Origin of the sequence: Klebsiella sp. BDA134-6 (assembly GCF_015601345.1) — a bacterium.
GTDB classification, from domain to species: Bacteria; Pseudomonadota; Gammaproteobacteria; order Enterobacterales; family Enterobacteriaceae; genus Klebsiella; species Klebsiella grimontii.
This window is the reverse complement of the sequence record NZ_CP064784.1, coordinates 2,403,341-2,427,261: the sequence shown is the minus strand read 5'-3', so window position 1 is coordinate 2,427,261 and position 23,921 is coordinate 2,403,341. Positions and strand designations below refer to the sequence as shown.

The 23,921-nt window shown below is 48.5% G+C and carries 32 protein-coding genes; 3 read left to right on the top strand and 29 right to left on the bottom strand.

The features are described 5' to 3' along the window. The 21 genes from IYV58_RS11145 to IYV58_RS11045 form a co-directional block, all read right to left on the bottom strand. Entirely contained in the window at positions 1–3,393 is a 3,393-nt protein-coding gene (locus IYV58_RS11145; protein WP_195729602.1) for a phage tail tape measure protein, read from the bottom strand. Between the two features lie 59 nt (positions 3,394–3,452). Continuing rightward, positions 3,453–3,686: a YebO family protein gene (locus IYV58_RS11140; protein WP_048261763.1), complete on the bottom strand. Its 234-nt coding sequence runs from the start codon at positions 3,684–3,686 to the stop codon at positions 3,453–3,455. Positions 3,687–3,777: 91 nt separating this feature from the next. Further along, positions 3,778–4,083, bottom strand: a complete 306-nt coding sequence (locus tag IYV58_RS11135) for a phage tail assembly protein T (protein WP_047720934.1) — start codon at positions 4,081–4,083, stop codon at positions 3,778–3,780. A gap of 2 nt (positions 4,084–4,085) precedes the next feature. Continuing rightward, positions 4,086–4,490 (bottom strand): phage tail assembly chaperone, encoded by a 405-nt coding sequence (locus IYV58_RS11130; protein WP_049131797.1) that lies wholly within the window; start codon positions 4,488–4,490, stop codon positions 4,086–4,088. Between the two features lie 30 nt (positions 4,491–4,520). Continuing rightward, complete coding sequence (locus IYV58_RS11125) at positions 4,521–5,225, bottom strand: immunoglobulin domain-containing protein (protein WP_195729601.1); 705 nt, start codon at positions 5,223–5,225, stop codon at positions 4,521–4,523. A 56-nt stretch (positions 5,226–5,281) separates the two neighbouring features. Then, on the bottom strand, positions 5,282–5,629 hold the full coding sequence (locus tag IYV58_RS11120; RefSeq protein WP_049105834.1) for a gp17 family tail completion protein: 348 nt from the start codon (positions 5,627–5,629) through the stop codon (positions 5,282–5,284). Beyond that, a complete protein-coding gene (locus tag IYV58_RS11115; RefSeq protein WP_195729600.1) occupies positions 5,626–6,075 on the bottom strand; it encodes an HK97-gp10 family putative phage morphogenesis protein in 450 nt (149 codons plus the stop codon). Before IYV58_RS11115 ends, IYV58_RS11120 begins: the two co-directional genes overlap by 4 nt. Further along, positions 6,072–6,410: a phage head closure protein gene (locus IYV58_RS11110; RefSeq protein WP_004884319.1), complete on the bottom strand. Its 339-nt coding sequence runs from the start codon at positions 6,408–6,410 to the stop codon at positions 6,072–6,074. Before IYV58_RS11110 ends, IYV58_RS11115 begins: the two co-directional genes overlap by 4 nt. Before the next feature lie 8 nt (positions 6,411–6,418). Then, a complete protein-coding gene (locus IYV58_RS11105; RefSeq protein WP_098992353.1) occupies positions 6,419–6,736 on the bottom strand; it encodes a head-tail connector protein in 318 nt (105 codons plus the stop codon). A gap of 77 nt (positions 6,737–6,813) precedes the next feature. Further along, a complete protein-coding gene (locus IYV58_RS11100) occupies positions 6,814–8,052 on the bottom strand; it encodes a phage major capsid protein (RefSeq protein WP_195729599.1) in 1,239 nt (412 codons plus the stop codon). A 9-nt stretch (positions 8,053–8,061) separates the two neighbouring features. Beyond that, the gene (locus tag IYV58_RS11095; RefSeq protein ID WP_032439289.1) at positions 8,062–8,661 is read right to left on the bottom strand and encodes an HK97 family phage prohead protease; all 600 of its coding nucleotides are present in this window, start codon (positions 8,659–8,661) and stop codon (positions 8,062–8,064) included. Further along, positions 8,654–9,880 carry a phage portal protein gene (locus tag IYV58_RS11090; protein ID WP_195729598.1) on the bottom strand — a complete coding sequence of 409 codons (1,227 nt, stop codon included), beginning with the start codon at positions 9,878–9,880 and terminating at the stop codon, positions 8,654–8,656. Before IYV58_RS11090 ends, IYV58_RS11095 begins: the two co-directional genes overlap by 8 nt. Next, the gene (locus tag IYV58_RS11085) at positions 9,870–10,031 is read right to left on the bottom strand and encodes a hypothetical protein (RefSeq protein WP_195729597.1); all 162 of its coding nucleotides are present in this window, start codon (positions 10,029–10,031) and stop codon (positions 9,870–9,872) included. The genes IYV58_RS11090 and IYV58_RS11085 overlap by 11 nt, the downstream gene beginning before the upstream one ends. Beyond that, positions 10,028–11,779 carry a terminase large subunit gene (locus IYV58_RS11080; RefSeq protein ID WP_195729596.1) on the bottom strand — a complete coding sequence of 584 codons (1,752 nt, stop codon included), beginning with the start codon at positions 11,777–11,779 and terminating at the stop codon, positions 10,028–10,030. The genes IYV58_RS11085 and IYV58_RS11080 overlap by 4 nt, the downstream gene beginning before the upstream one ends. Positions 11,780–11,782: 3 nt before the next feature. After that, positions 11,783–12,280, bottom strand: coding sequence for a phage terminase small subunit P27 family (locus tag IYV58_RS11075; protein WP_047720924.1), 498 nt, complete (start codon positions 12,278–12,280; stop codon positions 11,783–11,785). A gap of 158 nt (positions 12,281–12,438) precedes the next feature. Beyond that, entirely contained in the window at positions 12,439–12,789 is a 351-nt protein-coding gene (locus IYV58_RS11070; RefSeq protein WP_087867210.1) for an HNH endonuclease, read from the bottom strand. Between the two features lie 172 nt (positions 12,790–12,961). Next, positions 12,962–13,435, bottom strand: a complete 474-nt coding sequence (locus IYV58_RS11065; RefSeq protein WP_195729595.1) for a hypothetical protein — start codon at positions 13,433–13,435, stop codon at positions 12,962–12,964. 167 nt (positions 13,436–13,602) lie between these two features. Continuing rightward, a complete protein-coding gene (locus tag IYV58_RS11060) occupies positions 13,603–13,872 on the bottom strand; it encodes a hypothetical protein (RefSeq protein WP_195729594.1) in 270 nt (89 codons plus the stop codon). A gap of 7 nt (positions 13,873–13,879) precedes the next feature. Continuing rightward, a complete protein-coding gene (locus IYV58_RS11055; RefSeq protein WP_195729593.1) occupies positions 13,880–14,509 on the bottom strand; it encodes a glycoside hydrolase family 19 protein in 630 nt (209 codons plus the stop codon). Beyond that, on the bottom strand, positions 14,509–14,790 hold the full coding sequence (locus tag IYV58_RS11050; protein ID WP_017145564.1) for a phage holin family protein: 282 nt from the start codon (positions 14,788–14,790) through the stop codon (positions 14,509–14,511). The genes IYV58_RS11055 and IYV58_RS11050 overlap by 1 nt, the downstream gene beginning before the upstream one ends. Beyond that, positions 14,777–15,172, bottom strand: coding sequence for a phage holin family protein (locus IYV58_RS11045; protein ID WP_064353266.1), 396 nt, complete (start codon positions 15,170–15,172; stop codon positions 14,777–14,779). The genes IYV58_RS11050 and IYV58_RS11045 overlap by 14 nt, the downstream gene beginning before the upstream one ends. A gap of 608 nt (positions 15,173–15,780) precedes the next feature. On the opposite strand from IYV58_RS11045, the gene IYV58_RS28590 reads away from it, so the two are divergent. The 3 genes from IYV58_RS28590 (at position 15,781) to IYV58_RS11030 (ending at position 18,946) form a co-directional block, all read left to right on the top strand. Further along, positions 15,781–15,900 carry a small membrane protein gene (locus tag IYV58_RS28590; protein ID WP_142468685.1) on the top strand — a complete coding sequence of 40 codons (120 nt, stop codon included), beginning with the start codon at positions 15,781–15,783 and terminating at the stop codon, positions 15,898–15,900. Positions 15,901–16,544: 644 nt separating this feature from the next. After that, positions 16,545–17,720: a nucleoid-associated protein gene (locus IYV58_RS11035; RefSeq protein ID WP_195729592.1), complete on the top strand. Its 1,176-nt coding sequence runs from the start codon at positions 16,545–16,547 to the stop codon at positions 17,718–17,720. A gap of 2 nt (positions 17,721–17,722) precedes the next feature. Next, the gene (locus tag IYV58_RS11030; protein ID WP_195729591.1) at positions 17,723–18,946 is read left to right on the top strand and encodes a hypothetical protein; all 1,224 of its coding nucleotides are present in this window, start codon (positions 17,723–17,725) and stop codon (positions 18,944–18,946) included. Here the strand turns inward: IYV58_RS11030 and IYV58_RS11025 are convergent. The 8 genes from IYV58_RS11025 to IYV58_RS10990 form a co-directional block, all read right to left on the bottom strand. Then, a complete protein-coding gene (locus IYV58_RS11025) occupies positions 18,917–19,273 on the bottom strand; it encodes an antiterminator Q family protein (protein WP_195729590.1) in 357 nt (118 codons plus the stop codon). The genes IYV58_RS11030 and IYV58_RS11025 overlap by 30 nt on opposite strands. Before the next feature lie 18 nt (positions 19,274–19,291). After that, positions 19,292–20,272 (bottom strand): DUF968 domain-containing protein, encoded by a 981-nt coding sequence (locus tag IYV58_RS11020; RefSeq protein WP_195729589.1) that lies wholly within the window; start codon positions 20,270–20,272, stop codon positions 19,292–19,294. A 12-nt stretch (positions 20,273–20,284) separates the two neighbouring features. After that, positions 20,285–20,662, bottom strand: a complete 378-nt coding sequence (locus IYV58_RS11015; protein WP_142469626.1) for a RusA family crossover junction endodeoxyribonuclease — start codon at positions 20,660–20,662, stop codon at positions 20,285–20,287. 9 nt (positions 20,663–20,671) lie between these two features. Beyond that, positions 20,672–21,481, bottom strand: coding sequence for a DNA adenine methylase (locus tag IYV58_RS11010; protein ID WP_195729588.1), 810 nt, complete (start codon positions 21,479–21,481; stop codon positions 20,672–20,674). After that, positions 21,478–22,467: a hypothetical protein gene (locus IYV58_RS11005; RefSeq protein WP_181511344.1), complete on the bottom strand. Its 990-nt coding sequence runs from the start codon at positions 22,465–22,467 to the stop codon at positions 21,478–21,480. Before IYV58_RS11005 ends, IYV58_RS11010 begins: the two co-directional genes overlap by 4 nt. Next, a complete protein-coding gene (locus IYV58_RS11000) occupies positions 22,424–22,636 on the bottom strand; it encodes a DUF4222 domain-containing protein (protein WP_098066828.1) in 213 nt (70 codons plus the stop codon). Before IYV58_RS11000 ends, IYV58_RS11005 begins: the two co-directional genes overlap by 44 nt. Positions 22,637–22,873: 237 nt before the next feature. Further along, positions 22,874–23,329, bottom strand: a complete 456-nt coding sequence (locus IYV58_RS10995) for a YmfL family putative regulatory protein (RefSeq protein ID WP_032742105.1) — start codon at positions 23,327–23,329, stop codon at positions 22,874–22,876. A 264-nt stretch (positions 23,330–23,593) separates the two neighbouring features. Then, the gene (locus IYV58_RS10990) at positions 23,594–23,824 is read right to left on the bottom strand and encodes a helix-turn-helix domain-containing protein (RefSeq protein ID WP_004131631.1); all 231 of its coding nucleotides are present in this window, start codon (positions 23,822–23,824) and stop codon (positions 23,594–23,596) included. Between the last annotated feature and the right edge of the window lie 97 nt (positions 23,825–23,921).

The following is a 23,921-nucleotide window of genomic DNA, read 5'->3' as shown; positions in this document are numbered from 1 at the left end:
CTATCTTGGTTTTTTGGGCTGTAGATTGGAGTAGATGGCGCGTCCGAATTTCTTCTGGGGGTTATTTACTTCAGCAGTGAGTGTGTTGATGATGCGTCGTTCCAGTGCAGCATTCCTTCGATCTACTGCCAGCATTGTTGCGTCGTCAGGTTGCCCGCTAAACGTGCTACGGGCATCAACACTGACCGCGATTCGTGGTTGCGCCTCAATCTGCCTTGCAGCATCCTGGACTGCCGGTGACTCACGTCCAACCGCACGAACCCCCAGCGAACCGTCAGCGCCACGGGTCAGCGGCATAATTGCTTCCGGACCCGCTTCACCAAACACGCCCGCACCTTTCGCAAAGGCAAAATACTGCGGAGTGCTGTAAACGCCGCCGCTGTATGCAGAAAGTGACGGAGAATCGTAGACGCCACCGAGGGCATTAAAGGCAAAAGACGATCCGAAGCTTTGCAGCGCAGTTCCACTACTTGCAGCTCCACTTGCTCCACCAAAAAGACTACCGAACATCCCACCAGTACCACCGCCGAACGACGCCATAATCGCTTTGGTGATTAACGCCTGTGTTGCCATCTGGATCATCGTCTTAATCACCGTTTCTCCAAGGGAGCTGAAGATATTAGACATTCCGTCTTTAAACGAGACTGCGCCAGTACGAACATTGTCCAGGTTGTTGACTATGGAGTTTGTTGTGTCATTCAAAATTTCGCTGGTCGCTGATGCTGCCATTGAACTGAGGTCAGCAGCCTGATCGGCGTAGTTCATCAGTGAATCGCGGATCCCCGCCCGCCAGTCTGACTGCTGTTCATCGGTTTTCTTGTAGTAGTCCTCCTGAATCTGGAGGCGTTCAGTAAGCGCCGCCTGTAGCGCTTCCGTTTGCTGTTTGTACAGGTCCTCAGAAATCTGACCTTTGCTGAAATCCCGCTGCAGGTCCCGCTGCTGTTTGAGAAAATCAGTGCGAATATCCGCCATTTCCTTCATGCGGTCGCGGGCCTTATCTCCCATCCCGGCACCAAGAAAATCAATATCCCCCCGATCACGCGCAGCAGCGTTGCTGTCAGCGAGCCCCTCACGGAACGTTTTTAACTGTTCAGCAATGTTTTTCTGATCGATAAGCGCAGCATTGTGCAGAAGGGTTTCTTTTTTAGCTTGCTCAAGAGAGGCTAACTCACCCTGCGTGACCTGGTATTTTACTTTAGCCAGTTCGGTATTCTGGCTTCCCAAGGCAATTTGTTCTTCCTGCTGTTTAATAAGACGCTTGTAAACATCTTCTGTCTTCTCAGCGGCTTTTAATTCCTCGCTTTTTGGCGCTTTCCGGGTGGGTTTATTGGATTCATTATTTCTCCACTCAGCAATTCCATTATTAATTAATTCCTGCCTTCCTGTCTGGTGTTGAGGATCACTAGTCAACCCCAAATCGTCGGCGGCAAAACCAAGTCTGGCTAACTCTTTTGCCTCGCCCTTAAGTTTCGATAATGCTAAATCTCGGCGACTTTTCTCAAGAGCATTTGTTTGTTGTGATGTTAAGTCAGCCTGCGGAATCCGCATCGGAGCATTAACCAACCCTTGTCGTGCCATCAGTAAATTATTACCAAGCCCAAGGAGACGGTTAAATTCAGTATGCTGACCATTCATCATTATCAAAGACTGGTAAGCCCGATTCTGTTCATCTGCTTGCTGACGGATCAGAGCAACTCGCCGATGCTCAAGCCCCTCAAGTACCTGTTGTATTTGCTGAGATTTGGCCTGCATCTGCGCCAAACGTTCCTGCTCCACAGCTAATGCTGAGGTCGCTTCTTCAAGCCCTCGGGTTACAGTTTCCACAGAAGTTAAATGATTAATCATAAAACCACTGCTTGTCGTTGGGCCTGGATTTGTCAGGACATATTGATAACCTGCAATTTCTTCCTTAAGTTTTTTAACCTTTGAGGCTTGAGCATCAATAAGCCTGTTTTGTTCATCGAGTGATTGGCGCGTTTTTACTTCGGTATCAGAAGTTTCAGAAAGGGACATTGATTTAGCCTTTTCGCGAACTTCATCAATGGTTTTTGCATAGTCTTGCGCTGAAAGTCTGGCTTGCTCTTGATTCTGATACATGGTGTACCACGCGCCAGCCCCAAGAAGAACCAGCCCAGGAATACCGCCAATTAACCCAAGCGTCCCCCCAACCAGCCTTGAACCTATGGAGGTTACTGAATTCAGAGCAGATTGAGCGGCGATCCTCGCCTGAATATTCCTGTTAAGCGAATCCTGTGCCTGGGATAACCGTTTCTCGGCCAGAGCCTGAGCATCAGTACCTCTTGCTGCAACAAGCGCCTGCTGTGCCCGATAAACTGTAGCTCTAGCGCGTGCTGTCGATACTTGAGTTCCCCTAACCTGTGCTTCTGCTAAAGCGATCTCGCCTTTCGCCGCATTAACGATATCAACAGTTGCTGATCTGGCGCTTAATGCCATATTTCCAAAGTAGCGCGCGGCACCTACGGCTACCAGAACGCCTGCTGCCGTTGCCACTTCATCAATATTATTCGCCACACCGTTAAGGATGCCAGTGAGTGTTCGGGTGGCTCCGCTAGCCTCATTGGCTCCGCCGACCCATTGCATAAATGCGTTTTCAACTTTAGTTGCTGATGAGGAAACTGTTTGTGGTAATTCTCCAAATTCACTTCGGAGCTTGCCGAGCTGGCTGATTAATGCCGGAACCACTTTATCAATGGTAAGTTGGCCTTGATCTGCCATCGACTTCAGGTCTTTACGTGCAACCCCCATCCCTGCGGCTAATGCACGAATGACACGATCGCCATTTTCGTTTACAGAGTTGAATTCCTCACCGCGAAGCACACCCTGCGCCAGAGCCTGGCTGAATTGGGTTATGACAGAACTAGACTCTTGAGCATTTGCACCCGATAGTTTTAATCCCGTAGAAATAGCTTCAGTTATGTCGAGAACTTGAGCTGAGTCATAACCAAACTCTCTCATTGAAGCCGCTGAGCGAGAGAACAAATTAGCATTATCAGAAAATGATGTGCCTGTTTTCTGGCTTATATCCATCAATAAGCGCTGGGAATTAGAGAAATCGTCAGTTGACTGAGAGGCTTGTTTTAACCGGGCGTTTACTGAGTTCCATTCATCAGCAAGTGAGATTAAATGTCCTGTAGCAAAAGCGCCCGCAAAGGCACCTGCTAATTCTAATGCAGATGACTTAGCCGAATCCAACTGACCAGTTAATTCTGCAATTGCCCGGCGAGTATCTCTTGACGCAGCTGCAGCCTGTCGCCCGCCATTTTGCATTGTCTTATAATAATCTGCTCCCATACGTGAAGCGCGGGCAATCTCTGTCTGAAATGACTGAGAGTTAGCAGAAACTTTAATAATAAGTTCACGCAGGGTTGCCATTTCATTTCCTCAGAAATAAAAAGCCCCGCATTGCGGGGCTTTTTAGAATTTCAGTATAATTAAATTAAACCAGCTTTTTTCCTAGCCTCTTCGAGGTAATCTTTCTCTGGCTCTTCATTTTTATGTGCAAGTGCAATCAGGAGATCAATTTGTGCACTTTGCTTTTCAGATATTTCTTTAAGCATAGCTATCTGATCATTTGCCCTCACACTTCCCCTGTTAAGGAAATACCAGATAACGAGATCAATAAGGCGAGCAAAAACGAATAATAAAATCCAGCCTGTAGTAGTCATTTAAAGCACTCCGTGTGTCAAAAATAACAACATAACACCAGTTAAGGGTGCCATCCACACGATTCAAAACTGACTACCTGATTTTCTAATATTATGCTGATGCTGCGAGCAAAGCGGCTTCTAAGCCTGCAAAAGGATCGCCGCTGTCGCTTGCCACTTCCTCTTCTGCGCTCCACTGAATCTGTGCGTCTTCAATGGTAACTTTACCGCCCTGTGCCCCGTACATCGCTGAAACCAGCTGAGCATTTAGAATATCGCCACGGATATCACCGATCGGGCTGATACGGTCGTATTCAGCCCACATCCTGAATTCGCCGACCGTCATGGTTTGTCGCAGTTCGCCCAGCGTGCGGCCCATCCGGAGCGCCAGCGCCATCAGGAACTGCATGCCAGGCATTTTTACTTTGCTTTGGCATCATCCGCATCACGAATGAGATCAAGCGCCTGTTTCAACAACCGGGAATGGACAGGGCCATAAATTGCTTCAACCTGTTCGGTATCATTGACGGTGAAAACGTACTGCAGGTCGGTATCCAGCAGAATATCAATGAAGAGTGTGACATCTGCCCGCATCGTGCGGAACGCACGTTCTGAAGGGGTCAGTTCTGGCACCTCTGGCGCTTCCTGCCCTTCCGGTGGTTTTGGTTGTTCCGGACTGGCAATCCCCTGCCAGCGAATCCAGGCTTCAGCCGATGGTTCACGAATGATAACTTTGGCGTTTTCCCACTCCGGAACGGTGACTTCTTTTTTACGGAAACCCGCCATCGGGGCCAGCGCCAGCGCTTTAAGATTCTGTTTTGACATTAAGTTTATCGCCGGTTTCCCGGCGCTCCATTAACTGATGGTGACGGTGTGGTCAGCAGAGGTGATAACGGTGCCATCGGCATCTGTAACCACGCAGGAATAAACCCCGGCGTCACCTGATACTGCGCTGGACTTATTAAACGTTGCGCTGTTCTGCCCGCTGACGGTTGACGAACCTTTTTTCCAGACGTAGGTATAAGGGGCTGTGCCGCCCTGGACGACCACCCCCATAGTCAGGGCGCTTCCGGCCGCTACCGTTTGCGATGCAGGAAGGTCTGTCGCGAAAGACAGGATGCCAGGGGCATTAATATTGGTTGGCTTGCCTTTCAGACGCAGCGAGAACGTTGCGGCTACCACACCATTTGCTTGAGAATCCCAGGTGTGCTGACGCACCTCATTGCGCATCAGGAATCCATTACCAGACGGGAAAATAACCTTAAATCCATAAACGCCGTCGTTATCGTATGCCGCACGAAGTGCATCCTGCGCCGGGTTGCGGTAGAAGTTACCGGAAAGTGACATTTCCGACGGTGCCGGAAGCCCGTTGATATTTTCTGTTTCGTCAGAGCATAGCGTCGTCACATCAATATCGTTTTTCTGACCGGCGGTAAAGCTGGCCTGTTTGATAGTGCAACTCAGGTTTAACCACGTCGCCGTGTCCAGTTCTGCCGCAGTAACCGGCACTGATGTAATCATTACTACCGTTTTTTGGGCGCGTTCAAATAGTGCTGACATTGCAGCCTCCATAAATGAAAAAACCGCCAGCGGCGGTCAGATTGGATTGGTTCCAGTCAGGCAATGACCGTTATTTCGAGCGTTGCCCGATGCAAGTGGGTTGTAGTGTCGTAGCCGGGGATTTTGGTTACTTCGGTAGGTGAAAGCACTTCCAGCCGGGAAAGGGCCTCAAGCCGCAACGCCCTGGCCTCATCGTTAGTTTCTGCCCACACGTCTACCTGAATGTGCAGCGTCGATTCGGCCTGCCCACAGAACACATCCCCGGCAACATCTGTCGGTATCGAGAAAATGATGTAAGGAGCGGCCACCGCGGGTAAATCGTCGCTGCCAAGCGGCACCACATACGGATAAACCCGCCCGTCTGCCAGCGGAGCAAGCAAAGCGTAGATATCATCCTCTGTCATTTCGCCAGCACCTCATCAATCGCCTTGTTCATTCGGTTCATTGCTGCCTGTGCGGCTTCTTCCTGCCGGGTATCAAACGCAGGACGCACAAAGGGATGTGCCGGGGCCGTAGATGTTCCCAGCTCCACGAAGCGCCAGTAGAAAGCATTCCGCTTGTTGCTGGCCTTCATGGTGTTGTCGCTGTTCCCCGTTCGCGGATTAACGCCACGAATATGCACCCCTGACGCGATTTCCCCACGGCGACGGCTTTTCTGGGTGACGACAACAACGTTTTTCTTCAGTTTTCCGCTTTGCTCAGGAGCCCTGTCAATAACTTCCTGCCGGAGAACTTCGGCCCCGGCGCGGGTCGAATCCCGGAGGACTTTATTGTTTTCAGCTTTGCTGAGGGTCTGCAGGTCTCGGGCGATATCCTGCAAACCGGAAAAATCCAGATTCACATCAATCATTTTTCGGTCCCCTGTTTGCAGAGAATTTCCAGCCGGGTACCTTTGATATCAGGAACCGGAGGCCCGGTAACGTTAAGAACTGCGCCTTTAAACGGGCCGGTCCGTACCTTCAATCGGGATGTGGCTGAAATATCCCTGCGAAAACGCACCCAGACCCGGATTGTCGCATCAGCATGCTCTACGCCAGCGGCTAAAAGCTCCCGACCGCTTATCCCCTTAACCTCGGCCCAGATGGTTTTCCCATCTTCCCACTTTTCAACCGGCTGGCCTGAGGGTGTTCTGGAGGTTGTGAAGTTCTGAATGGTGACCCGGTGCCGTAATCGTCCTGCCTGCATAAATTCTCCTACAAAGGAATATAGCGGTACGGCTCTATCAGAGAGGTAAAACCGAAGGGAATGCTGGCCTTGGCCGCATCTGTAGCTTCTTCCCTGTTTTCATACCAGTGCCCAACCAGCAGCATCAACGCCAGTAAAATATCGTCAGCAATCAACAGCCCATCAGGATCAGTTTCTGGCACTTCATCTTCATAAAGATTACGGTTAATGAAGTTCTCCGCCTTACGGCGCGCAGCCCCATAATAGAGCATAAGCGACTCGTCTTCCGTTGTGTCGTCGAGATCGATTCGACACTGAGCCCTTAACTTCTCAATCGTTGTGCTCATGTATTTCCCCTGGCCCGCAGCGAACTGCGGGCACAAAAAAACCGCCGGAGCGGTGGAGGTTGAAGCTGATTATTGCCTTAGCCGCCAGATGCCGGTTTGCCCACCAGCGCTTTAATTGCCCCGGTATCTTCCAGCACACAGTCGAAGCGATGGAAGGCCAGGAAGCCAGTCTGATCGTACTCTGCGTAACGCTCCACCAGCCGTTTCAACGTCATGTAGGTGACGCGACGAACGATAAAGCGGTTAAAGTCGCCGAAGTAAGCAAATTTGGCACCCGCTGCGATATCAGGAATAGCCTGGTCCACAACATACGGCACCTGCAGAACAGTAGCAGGTGCGCCACCGATAATATTCGGCAACCAGAGAGGACGGCCATGACCATCTTCCATCTCTTCCACCAACTGGAGCGTTGCATCGTTAAAGGCAAAGCGAACTTTCGGGCCATTACGATAGGCGGGATCAACAGCATGTTTCAGCGCGTTGAGTTCTTTCCAGGTGAAAGCTGTCGCTGAAGCCGTGTTTTTCGTCCCTGTTACTGAGGACGCCAGTCCTTTCGGCTGTAGCGGTGTACCCGCCCCGGTACCAAGGACCAGATATTTCGCTTCACCACGGCCAATGCGCGTTGCGATACGTCCGGCAAGAAATGCTTCGATATCGACGCCGCTGTCCTGCAGCAATTCATTCGACACTCGGATGATTTTGGAAGAAAGTTTCTTTGCTCCCAGAGTCGCGCCGCCGAAAGAAACATCTTCTTCACTGGTTTCGGTGTTTTCGCCAAGCAGTTCACCTTCTTCAGCAGTACCGTCAGAAGTTGCCCAGTCGATATCCTGTCCGTTTGAGGTATTCAGGATTTGGGCCACACTGGCAATACCACCGTAATCTTTCAGTGCATCGACAATCTTATTGCGGAACTGGGTTGGTACGGTGTAACCCCCTTTTTCATCCGGCGTCGTACCCTGAGCACGCAGCTCCTTTAAAGCCTGGCGTTCTTCAGCGCTCATCTCGCCAAGACCACGGCGCAAAAACGCATTAAACGCCGCTGCCCTGCGCTCATTTACCTGCGCTTCCGGGTTTGCTGGATCACGGTTCTGTTGCTGGCGCTGTTCCGGCTCATTTTCATCGATATAGTCCTGATCCTGGCGACGCAGTTCCTCTTCGCGTGCAATACGCTCATCAAGGGAATCAAGCTCTGATTTTGCAGCGTTCCACTGGGTACGCTGCTCATCAGTCCAGGGCGTATCACCAATTTTGTCATGGAGTGCGCGCATATCTTTGGCGATGGTGTTACGTTTTTGCTTCATTTCATGCAGTTTCATGGTATTTCCTTACGCGTTAAGAAGGGTCAGCAGGCGCTCACGCGCCATTCGTTGATTAATGGCGTTCTTTAGCGCACCGCCGTCGCGCGCCTCCTGCCAGGCTTTCATCGATCGGACGCCGGAATCGGCCTCCTGATATGCGGGATAGGTCACCGGACTGACATCAAACAGCCGGGAAAACTTCGATATTTCACGAATAACTACCCCTTCGTCATCCTCGTACCAGTGCTCGCCATCACGGGCGACCCGAAAGGCAAAGGACGACTGGTTAATGTCACCGCGCAACATCGGTGCCAGAACCAGATCGCGGATAGTTTGCGTATCCGGCGCTGTAATGTCGTAACGCAGGCCGCGCTCATCGACAGACAGCGAAAGTGTTCCGGCGGCGCTGCGTCCGAGAATAAAATTGGGATCATGGTTAAACAGCCCACGTACATCATCATTCAGCACATCGTCAAAGGCTCCGGGCTTGATGATTTCACGGAATCCCCAGAGGGGTTCAGAGCGACTGTTAAACACCGATCCGTAACCCAGAATGCGGGTAGGTTCATCGGTGCGTTGTTCCGCGCGAACCTCCCCGCTATAGCAGCGCGTTTCACGGTCATTCATTGGTTTTTTCCTCGTCGGTTTTTGGCGCCTTAAAATCGTCTGCCGGGTTAGCCGCGTTAACGCTCACCAGCATTTCATCCAGGCCGTCTACCGGGTTCATATCTTCAAAGGCTCGCGCCTCGTTGCGGCTCATCCAGCCATCAGTGATCGCAAAGTGGTAGAACTGAGCACGCTCCTGCGGGGTTCCGCGTAGCAGGCCTGTCAGGTTAAACCGGACGTAATACCCGGCGGCCAGTTCTGCACGGGTAAACAAGCGGCGATTGAGTTCCTGCTCCCAGTTCGTCACCCACGGCATGATCGTGTAGCGGACAAACTGAATGGCCTGCTGCGTAATGTTTGAGAAAGTGGCTTTTTCGAGATCGTTAATCATGTGTGCCGGAACGTTGAATATTCCTGCAATCATCGACCGGTTCAGCTTCGACATATCAATGATCTGGGCATCAACCGGGGAAACGGTGAGCGCTTTGTAGTCCAGCTCTGCCGGGAGAAGCATCGTTTTATTCTCCTGGCTGCGCAAAGCGGCAGTGGCCTTTTGCCACATGCTTTTTAATCGCCCCCAACTTTCGTCGTTAAGCTGGTTTTTTACCGAAATAATGCCCGCTGGCCGCGCATTACCGTTGAAGAATGAACTGGTGTATGCCTGCCCGCTCATCCCCATACCGATTGTCTCGGCATGCTGCATGATTGGACTGAGCCCCATTTTCTGATTATTCCCCAGCGCCCGGATATGCACCATATCGTCAGGGTTGACGGCAAACGCCCCCTCTTCGTTGTAGACACCATAGGTGTAGCGGCCGCCTGTGTTAAGCAACGTTGTTTCCCAGGGCATACAGCATTCCAGCCCGGAAACCTCTCCACGGCGGGAGCGCTTAACCCAGGTGTAACCATTACCCCAGCCCAGAATGTGACGCTGCTTTAACTCGCGCCATTTATAGCTGGTCTGCCATATGTTCGGTTCATCGTGAAGCAGGTAAAACACACCGTGATCGCGTGCAGCTTCAACCTTGTTATTGGTTTTCCGCATAACATGCAGTGGCATCTGAGCGATATTCGAAGAGATAACGTAAATACAGGCATACACCGCAGCCAGCTTCATCGCCGTTTCCGGGCTGACAAACACGTCGCGGGCAAAAATGTTATCGGTTTCTGCCGATTCACCCGTGATCGGCGTGGCGGGGTTTTCCAGTGGTTCACTACGGAACAGGGCATCAAGCAGCATTTTTCCCCCTCATTGCCGCCACCAGCGCATAAAGCAGTAGCAGGCTACCGGACATCATCAGAGACGGCGCTAGCCCGAACTGCAGATATACGCCTGCAGCGAGCGAACCAAACCCGGTAAGCCCGATAACATCAGTGATTAAAGTTTTCATAGAAGTAAAAGGTCTTCGTCAGGGTCGATAGTGGACAGGAAGTCAACTTCACCACCACCATTAACAAGCAAGCGACTCATCGCAATAAACATCGCGACAGGTCCATCAATTTTGTTTTCAGGCGTGGCCTTGTTGGGGAAAATATTCTCGTTTTTGTCTGGTTTGACGGTGACGTTGGACATCATCCAGGTCATCACCGGGTTACCGTCGTGATGAAAACGTCCGGCGTAAATTTTCGCCTCGACTTCCTTCATTGCTTCAGACAGGTTCTTTACCGTCTGAGGAACTTCGACGATCGGTACTCCTTCAGCTGCTACCGACAAAGCAAACTGAGTGGCACTCCACGGGTCGTATGCAAACTCGTTCAGCGAGTCCCCGCGCGCCCATTCAATGGTTTCCTCTTTAATCACTGCATGGTCAACGACATCACCATCGGTAAATTCAAGGAACCCAGCGAGATTCCATTTTCTGTAAAGGTCTGCCTGCTGCTTAGAACAGGCTTCCAGCCGCCCTTCAGGTATCCAGAATCGGGAGCGGACATAAACATCGCCATTTGGAGCGAGCCAGACTTTAACCGCAGCTGAAATATCAATTTTGTTGGAAAGGTCAACGCCAAGCCACATTGACCAGCTGGCAGAAGTTGAAACATCCCAGACGTCACGGCATTTTTCCCATCGAGCCATGTCCATCCATGCTTTTTCACCCTGCACCCAGATATTGAGATGCTTGGTAAAAAAACCGACACGTGCCGCGACCTGCTCTTTTGCCTTTTTGGCAAGACGGCGCATGTCGTCCCATCGCTTACAAACACCCAGACCGGGATTAGCTTTCGGCCAGTTTGCCTCGTCGAAAGGGTCGTCCCCCTCATCGAGGGTATAAATCAGCGCAAAATAGCTGTCATCCTTAATGGAAAGTGGGTCAGGGTTATCAAAGTTCTTCAGAACCTTGATCGCATAATCACGTTGCTCGTAGCAGATACCTTCTTTATTAAAACCCGCAGTAGTGATTGCAAAAATAAGGGACTGCAGGCGCGCCCCGGTCGCCGTTTCCAGAACTTCCCAGACGTCACGGGTTTTATGTGCGTGCAGCTCATCAACGATCCCGCAGTGAATATTCAGGCCGTCGAGGTTATTCGCATCACTGGCTACAGGTTCGAATTTTGAGCCCGTCCGCTCCTGGTGAATATTCAGCTTGTTACTACCAAACAACCGGCCCAGTGTTTTCGGTGCCAGCTTAATCATACGCTTCGCATCATCAAACACGATGCGGGCCTGATCCCGGGTTGTTGCGGCGGAATAAACCTCAGAACCACCCTCACCGTCTGCACCTGTCATATAAAGCCCGATGCCAGACGAAAGCGTTGATTTGGCATTTTTACGCGCTACTTCGTCATAGCCGGTACGAAAGCGACGCACAAACATGGGGTCGCCATCGTCGTCAAGAATGCTCTCAAACGTTATTTCATCTATCAGCGGGACGACAAAACCAAAAAGGTTAATCAGGATGAAGGTGTGCCAGTCCATCAACTCGATCGGCTTGCCGGTCAAGTGCCCCTTTACATGGGGGACGAAGTTATAAAAATCGAGAACGTGCTGGGCGCGGCCTTCATCAAAATAAACACCGCGCTCCGGGCCGTGCTCTAAATCATGAAAGAACCGCTGGCACGCAAGCCGCACCAGTTCGCCAGCAACGATATCGCCAGATACCACGCGCTCGGCGTAGCGGAATCCATCTGCAACGGTTGCCATTCATCATTTGCGCTTTTTAAGAAATTCTTCCAGTGGGTCGGCTTCTGCCGGGCCTTTTGCACCAACCTTTGATCGGCTGGCAGGTGTCATGCCGAATTCACTCAGCATCGCTCTGATTCGTTTCCACGCATCAGCCTTCATGACTGCTGCGGGGTGCGGTTTTATCATTCTGATTTCCCGCTCCCCTCCTTCGTCTGAATCTTCTTCGCTGTAGACGGCATAGGTGTAACCTTCCCGATCAAGCGTGTCGCAGTGATGCCGGTATTCAACATAGGCTTCTATCAATAACTCCAGCGCTTTAGCATCCAGCGTGGTCAATACGCCGACTGCATCAAGTTCATCACCGATACGCTTGAACCAGTACTTACCCTGCTTATCGAAATGTTTCGGTATTGGGGGGACCCCTGACGGGGGTTTTGGCTCGTTCTTGTTGATCGGGCGTTTGGATGGGTTCCCCTTCACTAAAGCCAGATGTGTCGGGGTTTTCGGTGGTCCTGGCATAATCGAAAACTCCTATTAATCATCGGATGGGGGACCCCAAAAAAAAGTTTTCTAACCTGCGGCGGTGTGAAAAAAGGTTAGGCGGCGGTCCTTTTGGCCTTTGCCGTCAGGGATTTGACCCCGCCCCCACCCTGCCGCCTCTCAAATGAGAATCGATATCACTTGAGACGTTCGCGCCCGGTTTTCGTCTTGTGGCAGGGCCAGCACAAGCTTTCGAGGTTCGAATCATCATCGGTACCCCCATGCGCCTTAGCCTTAATGTGGTCAACGGTTGTGGCGGGGACAGCAAGCCCACGGCGTAGGCAGTTCTGACACAGATGATTGTCACGCTTCAGGATGCGCGCACGTCTGATATCCCACTGGCTACCATAGCCGCGCTCATGCCTGCTCTTTCCATGCTGATGCTGCTGCCAGCCCTCATTACGGTGCTTCTCGCAATATCCCGAACGGTCGGTGGTGGTGCCAGGGCATCCACGCTTACGGCAGGCACGAGGGATTAATGCAGGCATGATACATCCCCAATAATCAAATGAATTATTTAATTCAACAATAGAATTGTTATGCCATAAGAAGCCAAAATAAAATTTATTATTGGTTGACGTTGAAATTACGTCATCAAGTTAACATAAATAACGCGCCAGCAATTAAGCTGCACAATTCAAAACTATTTAGATCATCAAGTCACCTTATAAAAATAACCCCCAGAATTTTTGATGATGATATTCGTTCACAAGCCTCATAAATAACTCGACTATCAATACTTCCTTTCAAATATTCAGCATGATTGTCAAGTATTATATTCCAATCATTTTCTATTGCTGTGCCATTAAAAACCCCCTCAGTCATAGACCACGCGGTTTTACATAACACTAATGAATTTATTAAGTCATGCTTATTGTATCTAGATGAAAGCTCGCCTTTTCCGCTCATAACAAGAGGAAGATAAATAAGAACTTCAAGATATTTTGCAACAGCCATCTTGAAGTTTATTTTTAACTTTACCCTCTCTTGTGACCTCCAGGTATTCAAAGCCATAAAAGCGATAAATAAAGTCGCAAATGAAGAACAAATGCTTGCAATCAGTGCCCAGTAACTTAATTCAGCTGACCTGACCGTTGCCAGCATTGATGCAATCGCTATGGTTTTGTCGTCCATGTCACCCTCTTGATATACAAAAAATAGCATTATACTAATGATTACAATTAAATTTCCATGCAAGATTGTATGCCAGTACGTCGCGCTTTGTCTGGCTGTCCATAACGATAATGTCTCGCTCAGTCAGGTATAGCGGCTTAACCCAGCCGCAGGCGGTATCAATGACTTCAGGTTTTGCGGGTAAACTTTTCGCGCAACTCCCGATCAACAGCGTCATCAGGCATATGGCTAACAGTCTGCTGTACATTACTGGCCTCTTTCATGACTTCCGTCTTTCGTTCTGCCGCGGCAATGCTGGCGGCGGCGTTCTCTTCGATTCGCTGCTGTTCGGCTTTGGCTTCTGCCTTGTTGGTCCCACGCGCATGGCCTAACCCAAATGCGCCAGCGACAACGGCCAGCAACGCAGTTGCCAGACCAATAATCATTTCAATGCCCATAGCGACCTCACACCAGTACTGATTTAGCCAAGTTAAACAGCGCACGGCGTTTATCCAGACCGTTGCAGCCTCCGTTAATAAGCAGCGTTACGCGTTCAACATCACCGGAATGAAGTAGACAACCGTGGGAAACATAAAACCATGCGGCTGAACGCGCGGCGTAATCATCTCGCTCCAGCAGCTCAGGCTGGGTAACAAGGTCAAGCTTCAGCGCCTGTCCGCAACTGCGATAGTTGCTCAAGCCCGTAACTTGTTTCAGGCCTCGACCGCGATATTTCCAGCCATCACCAGCAACCTGATTACCGAGATTCTTTTTGCCCCACTCGCCCCCATACACCAGATTCGCGATTGCTCGCTGATTAGCTGGTTGTGTTGCCGTTCTGCCGAGTGCGGCGGCCTGCTGAGCGGTGATACGGTGTTTACCGAACGTAGGTACAAGGCTATTTGCTGCATAGTTCAGATTTTCCACCAGTCGGGTAAAGCCTCCGGACTCGTGTCCCATCTGGGCAATGAACATTGCCTGATCGAGTGGAGCTGTGATACCGAATTCTTTCATCGCAGCATCAATGTGCGGAAACCAGCGCGCAGCTAACCCGGCGCTGATACCAGCCGCCTTCTGGAGTTGTGATTTATTCATCAGTGCCTCAGTGCATCAACCAGACGCGCTACATTTCCCCTGAACCAGAGAACCGCGCCGCAGATAAGAATGTTCGCCAGCACTACCAGCCAGTGGGATGACTCGTACAGGCCAAACAGGAAACGGAAAGGAATACTGGCGTAAACCAGCACAGTGAAGTAAGCCATCAGCGATATCATGGGGCGGTGCCTTGACCCGTCCCGCCGGTAGAACATCAACGCAACCACAATTACAGCGCATATCACCGCATTGATGATTGCGCTCGGATCACTTGTTACCATTGCTTGTCCCTCCTCCACGTAAGCGAGAGAGAATCCCAAACAGGCTACCCAGGTCCTGACTGTTAACGAATGTCAGCAATTTAATGGCTATGGCTGCAACGATTACGGCGCCGAGCGCATCAAGTGGCCTGTCGCTATACCCCGTCCATTTTGAGAAGTACGAGCCAAGGAGAGGCGCGCCGATAACGCCGAAGATGAATGACGTGATGAAGTAGCCCACCAGCTTAATACGGCTAATATTAACCGCCGTTGCGACATAGAACACCGCACCAGCGAACGCACCAAACACCACGCCATAATCAATTCCAGTTGCAAGGCCGAACATGCTGGCCCCCATAAGCCCACCAGCCGCTACAGTAGTGCCAGAAACAGGATCGGACATTTAGCCCCCTCTATTGCTGTGAGTCCTCTCATGAACGAGGGGAATAAAAAAAGCCCGCTATGAGAGCGGGCTGAAAAAGTTGGCTTTCGAGGAGTAACGATAAAGAAAGGTTCCTGATAGTCCGAGCTACCGATTTACCAGAAAAACATTCCCTTTTATGTCGTTACTGTAATTAACCATAGTCTGCCAAAGAGGATGAGTAAACCCAACAGGATGTTCAGTTTACTTACTTGCGATTAGATGTGGTGCCGGGTGCCTCCCGGTGAGCATGCCCCAACAGACATCACTCGCGTGGTATTCACAGGGCTTTCGCTCTATTAGTTGGACGCCCCTCCGCATAGGGGGATTCACCACAGCAATACATTAGCCATGTAGCATTCACATAGTCAATACCTTGCAACAACGGGGTACACACGCCTGTCGAAACTTTTCAATAAGCCAGAACACGATTAATTAATGCATATGAAATCATTACGGTATTAATGATAAATACTCATACAAAACGATAAATTTAAAAGGAATTATCAGTTAGGATTTTTCCTACGCCAATCGCAAACTACGTTTTATAAAAACAAGAATGTCCATACTCTTTCCAGAGGTTAACTCACATGACAGCCATACTGATGATAGCGTTAGCTGTAGTTCTTCTTTTAGTTGCTGTGGGATTTCTGATTTCTTACATCAAAGAAAGGCGGAGATATAAAAAAACTTTCAAGAAAAGGTATTAATAATTATCCACTTTTACAGAAGCAGGGGTAGTGATACTTGGGAATTACCCCTGTTTTCTTACTGCCACCTTTCGACACAAAGTCCTGCCCTACACTATGAATGCTCTCACCAGTTATATTCCGCTTACTGATAAGAAGCGCTTTACCTGCCAAGCTAAATGAGCAATCTGGTTCGGAGCTCTCGCGTATGCTTCAACGTGTAGTGAGGCACGCATTCACTCAAGAACCCTAGCCGGATTGCACAACCACACTCTCGCAGTGGTCCGCGCTCATGCCCTTGAGTTCCTGTCGCATCATCGCCGCTTATAACCGGTGCGCGTCTGGCGTTCGCGCTGCCTTACCGGCATCCCCTTTTCCTCGTTAACCCTAACCAGTAGTATGCCGCAGTTCGGACCTGCGCCTGACTCCCTCAAGGAGACTCGGGGCCACATCATGACTGTGGCTTGTGAACGCGGTCTATCCGTTTAGCTTTCACATTTCCCGCTTCCAGAAACGAGGAAACCCCGCCTGAAGGCGAGGTTTTGATGATTAAGTTGTGTGTCGAAGTGACCACTCTTAACAGATTACGATAGTTTTTGCGTACGCGTGAGGGTTTTGATAAAATTTTTTCCATATTAATTTATTCTTATGATTTTGGATATATTATGAATATAACTTGTTTAGAATGTGGCAATATTCTTGACAATCCCACTGTAGCTTGTGATAAATGCGGTGCCACCCCTCATGTTGTAGTGTTGGACAAACAATCTTATTTTCCAATTGGTGCTGTCACTGCAAATCTCGAAAAAAATGATTCCCGAGCATTTGAATATCGATTAGGCGAAGTTTGGGATCTAAAAAATGAAGTTGCATCTGAATTCATAACTAGAATAGAGAAAAAATTTAGCCGAAAAAACAAATTTCATAACTTCCTTGATTCAGACAACACTCCGTTTTCAATACCAACAATCTTAAAAAAATATATCAATAAAGATAATGAGTTCATTCAGTTATCCAATGCTATAATCGATAAACTCAAATATAATGCTAATAACGAATCGAGAGTTGCCCAACTTCAGGGAGGGAGTGTTGTTTTTATCCACTACAAATCCGCCGAGCCAGAGGATTTGGGTAGGCTTCTAATCGTAATGGTTGATAAACAAAGCGCCTATGATTTTGATTCGGATAAATTGACTCCAACAAGATTAAACCCAATAAATACCGATGCCTTGCGACAAGCGGCAATGTTTGATTTGACATTATTTGAAGCCAGCTACCCAGAAAACAAAGGCGACTCATATGTTCATTTCTTGCAAGGCAAATCTAAAAGTGATTTTTTCAAAGACTCATTAGGTTGTCGGCATGATTCAGACAATAAAAGAAGTATTCAGCAATTATTCAGTGCCGTAGATATTTTTGCAAATAAAAATTCGCTGGGCCGTGTACTGCGTGATACAATTGATGATGAAGTCAAAAGCTTACTGGAACGAAAGTCAAAAGATAAAAATGGTAATAAATCAGTTAAGATTGAAGATATTTCTAAAATAATTGACCAATGCCTTAATGATACCCATGAATGTAGGGGTACATTTGTCGATTTTGTTAATATAAATGGTTTCCAAATTGATCCCCAGTTTGAACCTACCTTTAAAGCTGCAGAAAACGCTCTTACAATTGAAGTTGCTGATAACGACAACAATTTTAAGTTAAAAATAATGCGCGGGGCTATTGGAGATGAAAATTCAAACAAACCCGTTATTCTCGCTGACAACAAGTGCGAAGTTGTGATAAAATTAAGTCAAGCAGATTATGATGAACTTAAAAGATATAGAGACAGTTAATAATGACAATTGCTGATGACTTATCAAGATTAGCACAAATTTTTAATGGAGCATCAAGCAGAGTTGATGCTTCCTATACTGTCATAAGTCTTGAAGAAAGTATTATTGCTGAAAGTGGCCCTGAAATAATCAGACTTTTACAATCATTAGGTTATAAAAAGGCAACAAATTGTATAGAAAACAATGAAGTTTGGTTGAACCGCCAAGCTTCATCTTGGAATGATTCTTTAATTTATGAGAATATCGAGTCTTTTTGGTCCAGAGTATACAATCAAAGCTCACTCCAGAACAATTACATCATCGGTTCACCGTTAATTTTCCCTACAAGTAAAAATGAAAGCATTCAGAAAATACACATTTTCTTTATGTGGAAAGATATTCTTTCATTAATTTCAGATCACCACACCAACGATTGCTCCGTTTTATTCTTCACCAATGAAAATAAAAGCTTTACAGTCGAACTTAAGCATTTCTTGCAATTTAGCGACATAGAGCGCTTATCTAACTCTCCTGTTAAATACGAGATTATAAAGGAGTTATTAGACACCATCAAAATCAAAGATTTACATAAAAGCGAGCGAAAACTTGTTATACGCTCGGCAATAAATGAAGTATTTAAGACTAATACCCTATTTAATTTCTTTGACTTACTTAATTCCACTGAACAAATTAGAAAAAAATATGATGAGCTTTATGAGGTTTACACAAAAAGATTTTCTGTAAATAAAATACTAAATGAGCTCGATGAAAAAAATCTCGAGTTCACAAGTAAGATTAATGAATTTATATCGTCTAACCAGACAAAGGCGTTGACTATTCCTGGTGCGTTAATAGCAGCTGGCGGCTTAGTTAAGGCAAATGAACCAACCGAAGCAATATTGATTGTTGCTGGGCTTTGGATGATAAAAAAAGTAAATTATATTTCCATTGAAATCTTTAATGAAACCTTTGACAACTTACGCTCCAGGGTTGAGTCTGCTTTCGACAAGTATTTAAAGTTTGAAGAAAATAAAGAAATCAAAGATAATGCAGACAGTATAAAAAGCAATATAATAGGACTGATCGATAAAGCTAAAAATAGGATGAGAACTATTAAATATCTCGCATCAGCCATGTTTTATGGAGGCCTCATCTACGTTGGATACAAACAATTCCCAACCTTTTTTGAACAATCAGCAGTAAATCTGTTCTATTTTTTATACCATATACTCAACAAGCATTGCTAGACAACCATCAATAAACCCAAGGGCTGTCTGTAATTCCTTTCTTATTGTTCCATCTGAACATTTCCGCTTTTTTGCAATAGCACGCAACGAGATACCAATAACGAAATGAGCGATAATCAACTCATACTCTTCCGGCTTATATTTCCGCAATCTCGCTACACATCCGTCGATCATGATACCTTCATCATCATCGCATTGCTGGCGTGTTTTCTTTCCATGAGGTAGCAAACCTTTAAACCCAGCTGCAATGGGTTGCCAGTCAACACCACTACTATCAGCAGCAGCCCATGCACCCCAGCGGTCTAATACTTCATACATATCACGCATTAACTTATCTCCACTAAATTAAGCCAGTACGCCAATTGCCAGCGAACGATCCAGAAATCGAAACAGCAGCTCCAGCTGTGAGCCATATTTCTGTTCAAATGCCACGGTGTCAGCGTGCAACTCTTCGTGGTGCGCTCTGCAAAGCGGCAACACAAACAGGTCGTGCGCTTTCGTTCCCATTCCACCTTGTCCGTGGCCTATCAGGTGATGGGGGTCATCTGCTGGTTTATTACAGCAGGCACACTGCTGGGTCTTAACCCAACTGGTGTAATTCTCGTTTATCCAGCGTCGACGCTTTGGCCGAAGCATGAATGATTCCGGCGTTTCAGTATCCACTTTCAGCGCCAGTATCTTTTTTTGGACTAATTCGGTTGCAGCAAACTCTGGCTGTAAATCAATTTCTTTCATCACTGACTGGTGCCTGACTTCAGGCAATCGCATCGCTTTTCTTGCCAGCGTTTCCGGTATGACGTGCGACAGATCGTTAATTACCAGCCACCAGCACAACTCCGGAATTGTTAGTACATGGTCCTCATTAAATCCCAGTCTGGAGCGTATGACTGATATCAGCCAGGATACCAGGTTTTTACGCGCAATGCCTGCCAGTTCCTGTGTGAATTGGTCCCTGACTAGATTGTCACAACCCCAGCAAAGTCGAATGCTTCCAGGTTCATGGCGGAAGAGTGTGAAATTATCACTATGCCAGGTTGCATGCGGATACTGACACTCGAAAGTACGCTCCAGCTCGGCCTCAAGGCCTACTAAACCGCCAGCACGGATCAGCACATCCATATTTTCAAAGATAGGTAATACCGTTGGGTCACCTTCCAGCGGCTGTGTTGCTGGAGGGATAGCTCCAGTCTGATATTCAGCGTAACGCTCTGGCTCAGGCTCAATCAGTACACGTCCTCGCCTGAACAATGGCATAAGCTCAGCACCTGGGCGAAGAAGAACAACGCCCATGCGTGGGGCAATCTCAGGAGTTAGTAGTGCTCTCATATCATCTCCACGTCAGGCAACTACATGAAAACGTCTGATGGTGATTTCTACTTTCCCTTTCTTCACGATGTTCCCCCACTCCACCAGCATACGTTTCACCTGGCTGTCGTCCTCCCAGACACCGGTTTGAGTCAGCGCGTCGAACAGCGCTTTGTTGTAGTTGTCAATATCACGACGACGCTCATCCGGCGGATACAGAACAATATGAACTTCCGCCAGCTCACTTGATGGCCTTGGGACTGCCCGTAACTGTTCGATAATTGCCGCCCTGGCTGCTTTCTGGAACTTGCGACCAGTCTCGCTAACCAGATGCCGTCCCTTCAGTGGCCCTTTGCTGGGAGCGCGCCAGTAACTGTTTACGCTTGGTGGAAATGGCAGTGTCAGTTTCATAAAGCCCCCTTAGAGGATCGCCACGACATCCCGAGCGACTTCCCGCGTGGTGCCATTGCAGGAGATCGAACGACGCGCTTTGATAAATTCCAGATTAAAACCATGCTCCCGGTACAGGTCTACTACCCTGGGGGCTGATGAGTTTGAAATGACTACCCTCGCGCCACGTTCGTGCGCTTCTACGCAGTGCTTAGCCAGTAATACCTGATCATCCCAGTTAAAACCACCAGCGGCATACGCGGTAAACCCTGCAGTACCGGGTATCGGTTCGTAAGGGGGATCGCAATACACAACGTCACCTTTCCCTGCAAGGCCGATAGTCCGGCGATAACCGGATGTCATGAATACGCAGTTGTGAGACATATCAGCGAAAGCCTTCATCTCCTGAAACGGGAAATAGGGAGCTTTGTATTTTCCCCAGCCAACGTTGAACTGATGGGCCAGGTTGTAACGCATCAGCCCATTGAAGCAATGCCGGTTGAGATACAAGAATGCAGCTGCACGCTCGGCTGCATCCAGTGTCTGCGCGTTGAATTCCTTCCTGATCAGTTCATAACCTTCAGGATTGCCCATTTTCTCGAACATCCAGCGGGCTTTGTTTTCAACCACTTCAGGCACGACAGCCAGCATTTGATACAGATGGATAAGGTCGGGGTTAACATCTGCCAGCAGGAAATCCGCATGTTTATCGCTGTTCAGGAATACAGATCCGCCACCCACGAATGGTTCAATCAGTCGTAAACCTCCAGGGATATACCTGAACAGATCGTTAAGTTGGGTGTATTTACCACCTGCCCACTTCAGAAATGGCTTGCTCATCCTCTGAACCCCGCAGGTATGCCAGAATAATCAACATCATCATGCGTCGGCTTAAATGCCCGATCTTCTCTTGCAGAACCAGCACTAAGTGATGCCGATAGTTTCAGCGACAGCTCATCCCATTTCTCACGCAGCTTTGATGGGCTAAGGATGTTCTTGCACCAGAATGTGTCCTGGTTAGCACGCTTAAACAGCGAGCAGATTTGTTTATGTGTGCGTCCATCGATGGAAACCATCAAGCGAACTTCGTTGGCCCAGGCAGTCCAGTTCGGTTCTTTAGGACGAACAACCTCTCCGTCAGATTCTGCTGCCCGCTCGTACATCCCAATGATTTTTCCCCATATGAATTCTGCACAGGTTAAATCGTCCTGAGTTCCCCACTGGCGTTTTGCTGTGCTATACACAACCGCGTCAGGATGTCGGACAGCAAAATCATCCAAATGACTTTCAGTGTCTGGTTGCGGAGCGACCGGACAAGAAGGGGTTTTATTATCTGTAGTACTCTCTGTTGTATTCTCTGTAGGATCATCGTGCCAATTTGACCTGATGACAGCAGTTCGTTTTGACCTGGTGGAGCGTTTCATATTGACCTCTTCCATCGTGTCATTTTGACCTGATGGAACAGCGCATTTTGACCCCTTCGATTTAGTCACTTTGACTTCATCTAAAAGCTCACTCTCGTAATTGATCGTGTAGTAGTTGGTCATGTCACGCTGCGACTTGTTGAGCTGCTCGATTTTGAGCACGCCCAGACTCTTCAGGCGGGTGAATGTGCGCTTCAGCGTCGACTCAGACCAGAACGGGAATTGCTCCAGCCATTGCTCAGTTGTGTTGTAGATCCAACGCACACCGTCACGCTCAAGCCCGGAGGTTGTCTCCTTCAGCCAGTAGTTAACCTGCTGCAACGCTATGGCTTCATTTAGGCCAATGCTGTATGCAAGGTCAGGATTGATGACTATCGGCCTTGATGGCATTAACAGGCTCATAAGACCCCTCTATTTCCCTGAATTTTCGTCTGAACTGCTCAAGGGGGCTGAAGCACTCATGCTCGTACCCTTCACGCAGGTATATAACGCGCTGTGTCTGGGGCTCCCAGCGGATGACCTGGACCGGGACACCGTAGTGATCTCTGAACCATCGGTTAAGTTCTCGCATACGCTCCCCGCCTGACCGTTAAAGTCCCCTACCACCCACTGAGCAAACTGGTAGCAGACAGGCTCAAACCCGCCTGGTACTCTTACCCCATACACGAACTGCACCGGACCAGCTCCACCAGGAACCGGACGCGCTATAAGTTGCGACCTGCGATACTGTGTTGGTAAACTGTTCATGCGTTAGTAATCTCCACTGATAACGACACGCCACGACGCCAGAGGCTGCAACCTGCTGGCGTCACTTCTTTTTGCGTGCAAACAACGTGATAATTGCCGCGATTTCTTCTTCACGGGCTGCGAGGTGGCGGCGGTGATGCACCATGATTTCTTCAGCTTCATGTCTTTCGATAACCCCATCTTCAAGCGCCTGTTCGATAATCTGATCCACTTGCCCTCTTGCTGCTGAAGTACGCATTGCGCGGCTAAACAAATCCACGCGGTCCAGTTCTTCCAGGTGCGGCACATCCACCAGCAGAGCACCACGACGGCGGGCAAAATATTCAGCCAGGTGAGATGTATTCGAGATGTCCTCCATCGCTTCCAGTTCAGATACTTCAAAGAAACGACAGCCGTTTTTCTCGTAGAGGTTGTTATTGAACTGGGTTAAGGTCATCCCTAATGCACCAGCCATCGCTTCACGACCGCCGGGATAGGCTTTGCACATTGCCTTTACGACTTCTTTCAGAGTTGTCATTTAAATCAGAGCCCCTTTTGTCCTAGTGCCTTTCTTTTTGCCGTACTTGAGAATCGTTCTGGCCTGGTCCAGACAGTCATCAAAGATATTTCTGCGTTTGGTAGTCGGCTTCGATGAGCGCCGGTAGTACGAAATAGCCTCTCCCCCCCCTGCTCAGCCTGTTCCGCTGAATAACCATCAGTCAGTAGAGCCTTGATAACATTGTTTTTGATGAACATTTCCGGGTTCATACCTACCTCTTTCTAGTTCAATTAGTAGTTATGATTAGATGAGTGATTCGATATTGTTCTGACTAGAACCTTCACCATAGAGAAGCCAATGGGGATCGCATTTGAGGGCTGAGGACAATTCAATGATGTATCGCGGGCGCTTTGTTAACCCCGCCTCAATTGCTTGAAGTGACTGTTGAGTCATGCCTACTAATTCAGCCAGCTGAGCCTGAGATAAATTCATCTCTTCTCGTTTGTTTTTTAATCTTTGAGAAATTGTTTCCATAACACCTCCACAGTTTTATCTGTATTTTTGTACAGACAATACTGTTTGTCAATCACAGTTTAAACTGTGACCATGGGGCCATGGAAAGGGAGGGTCT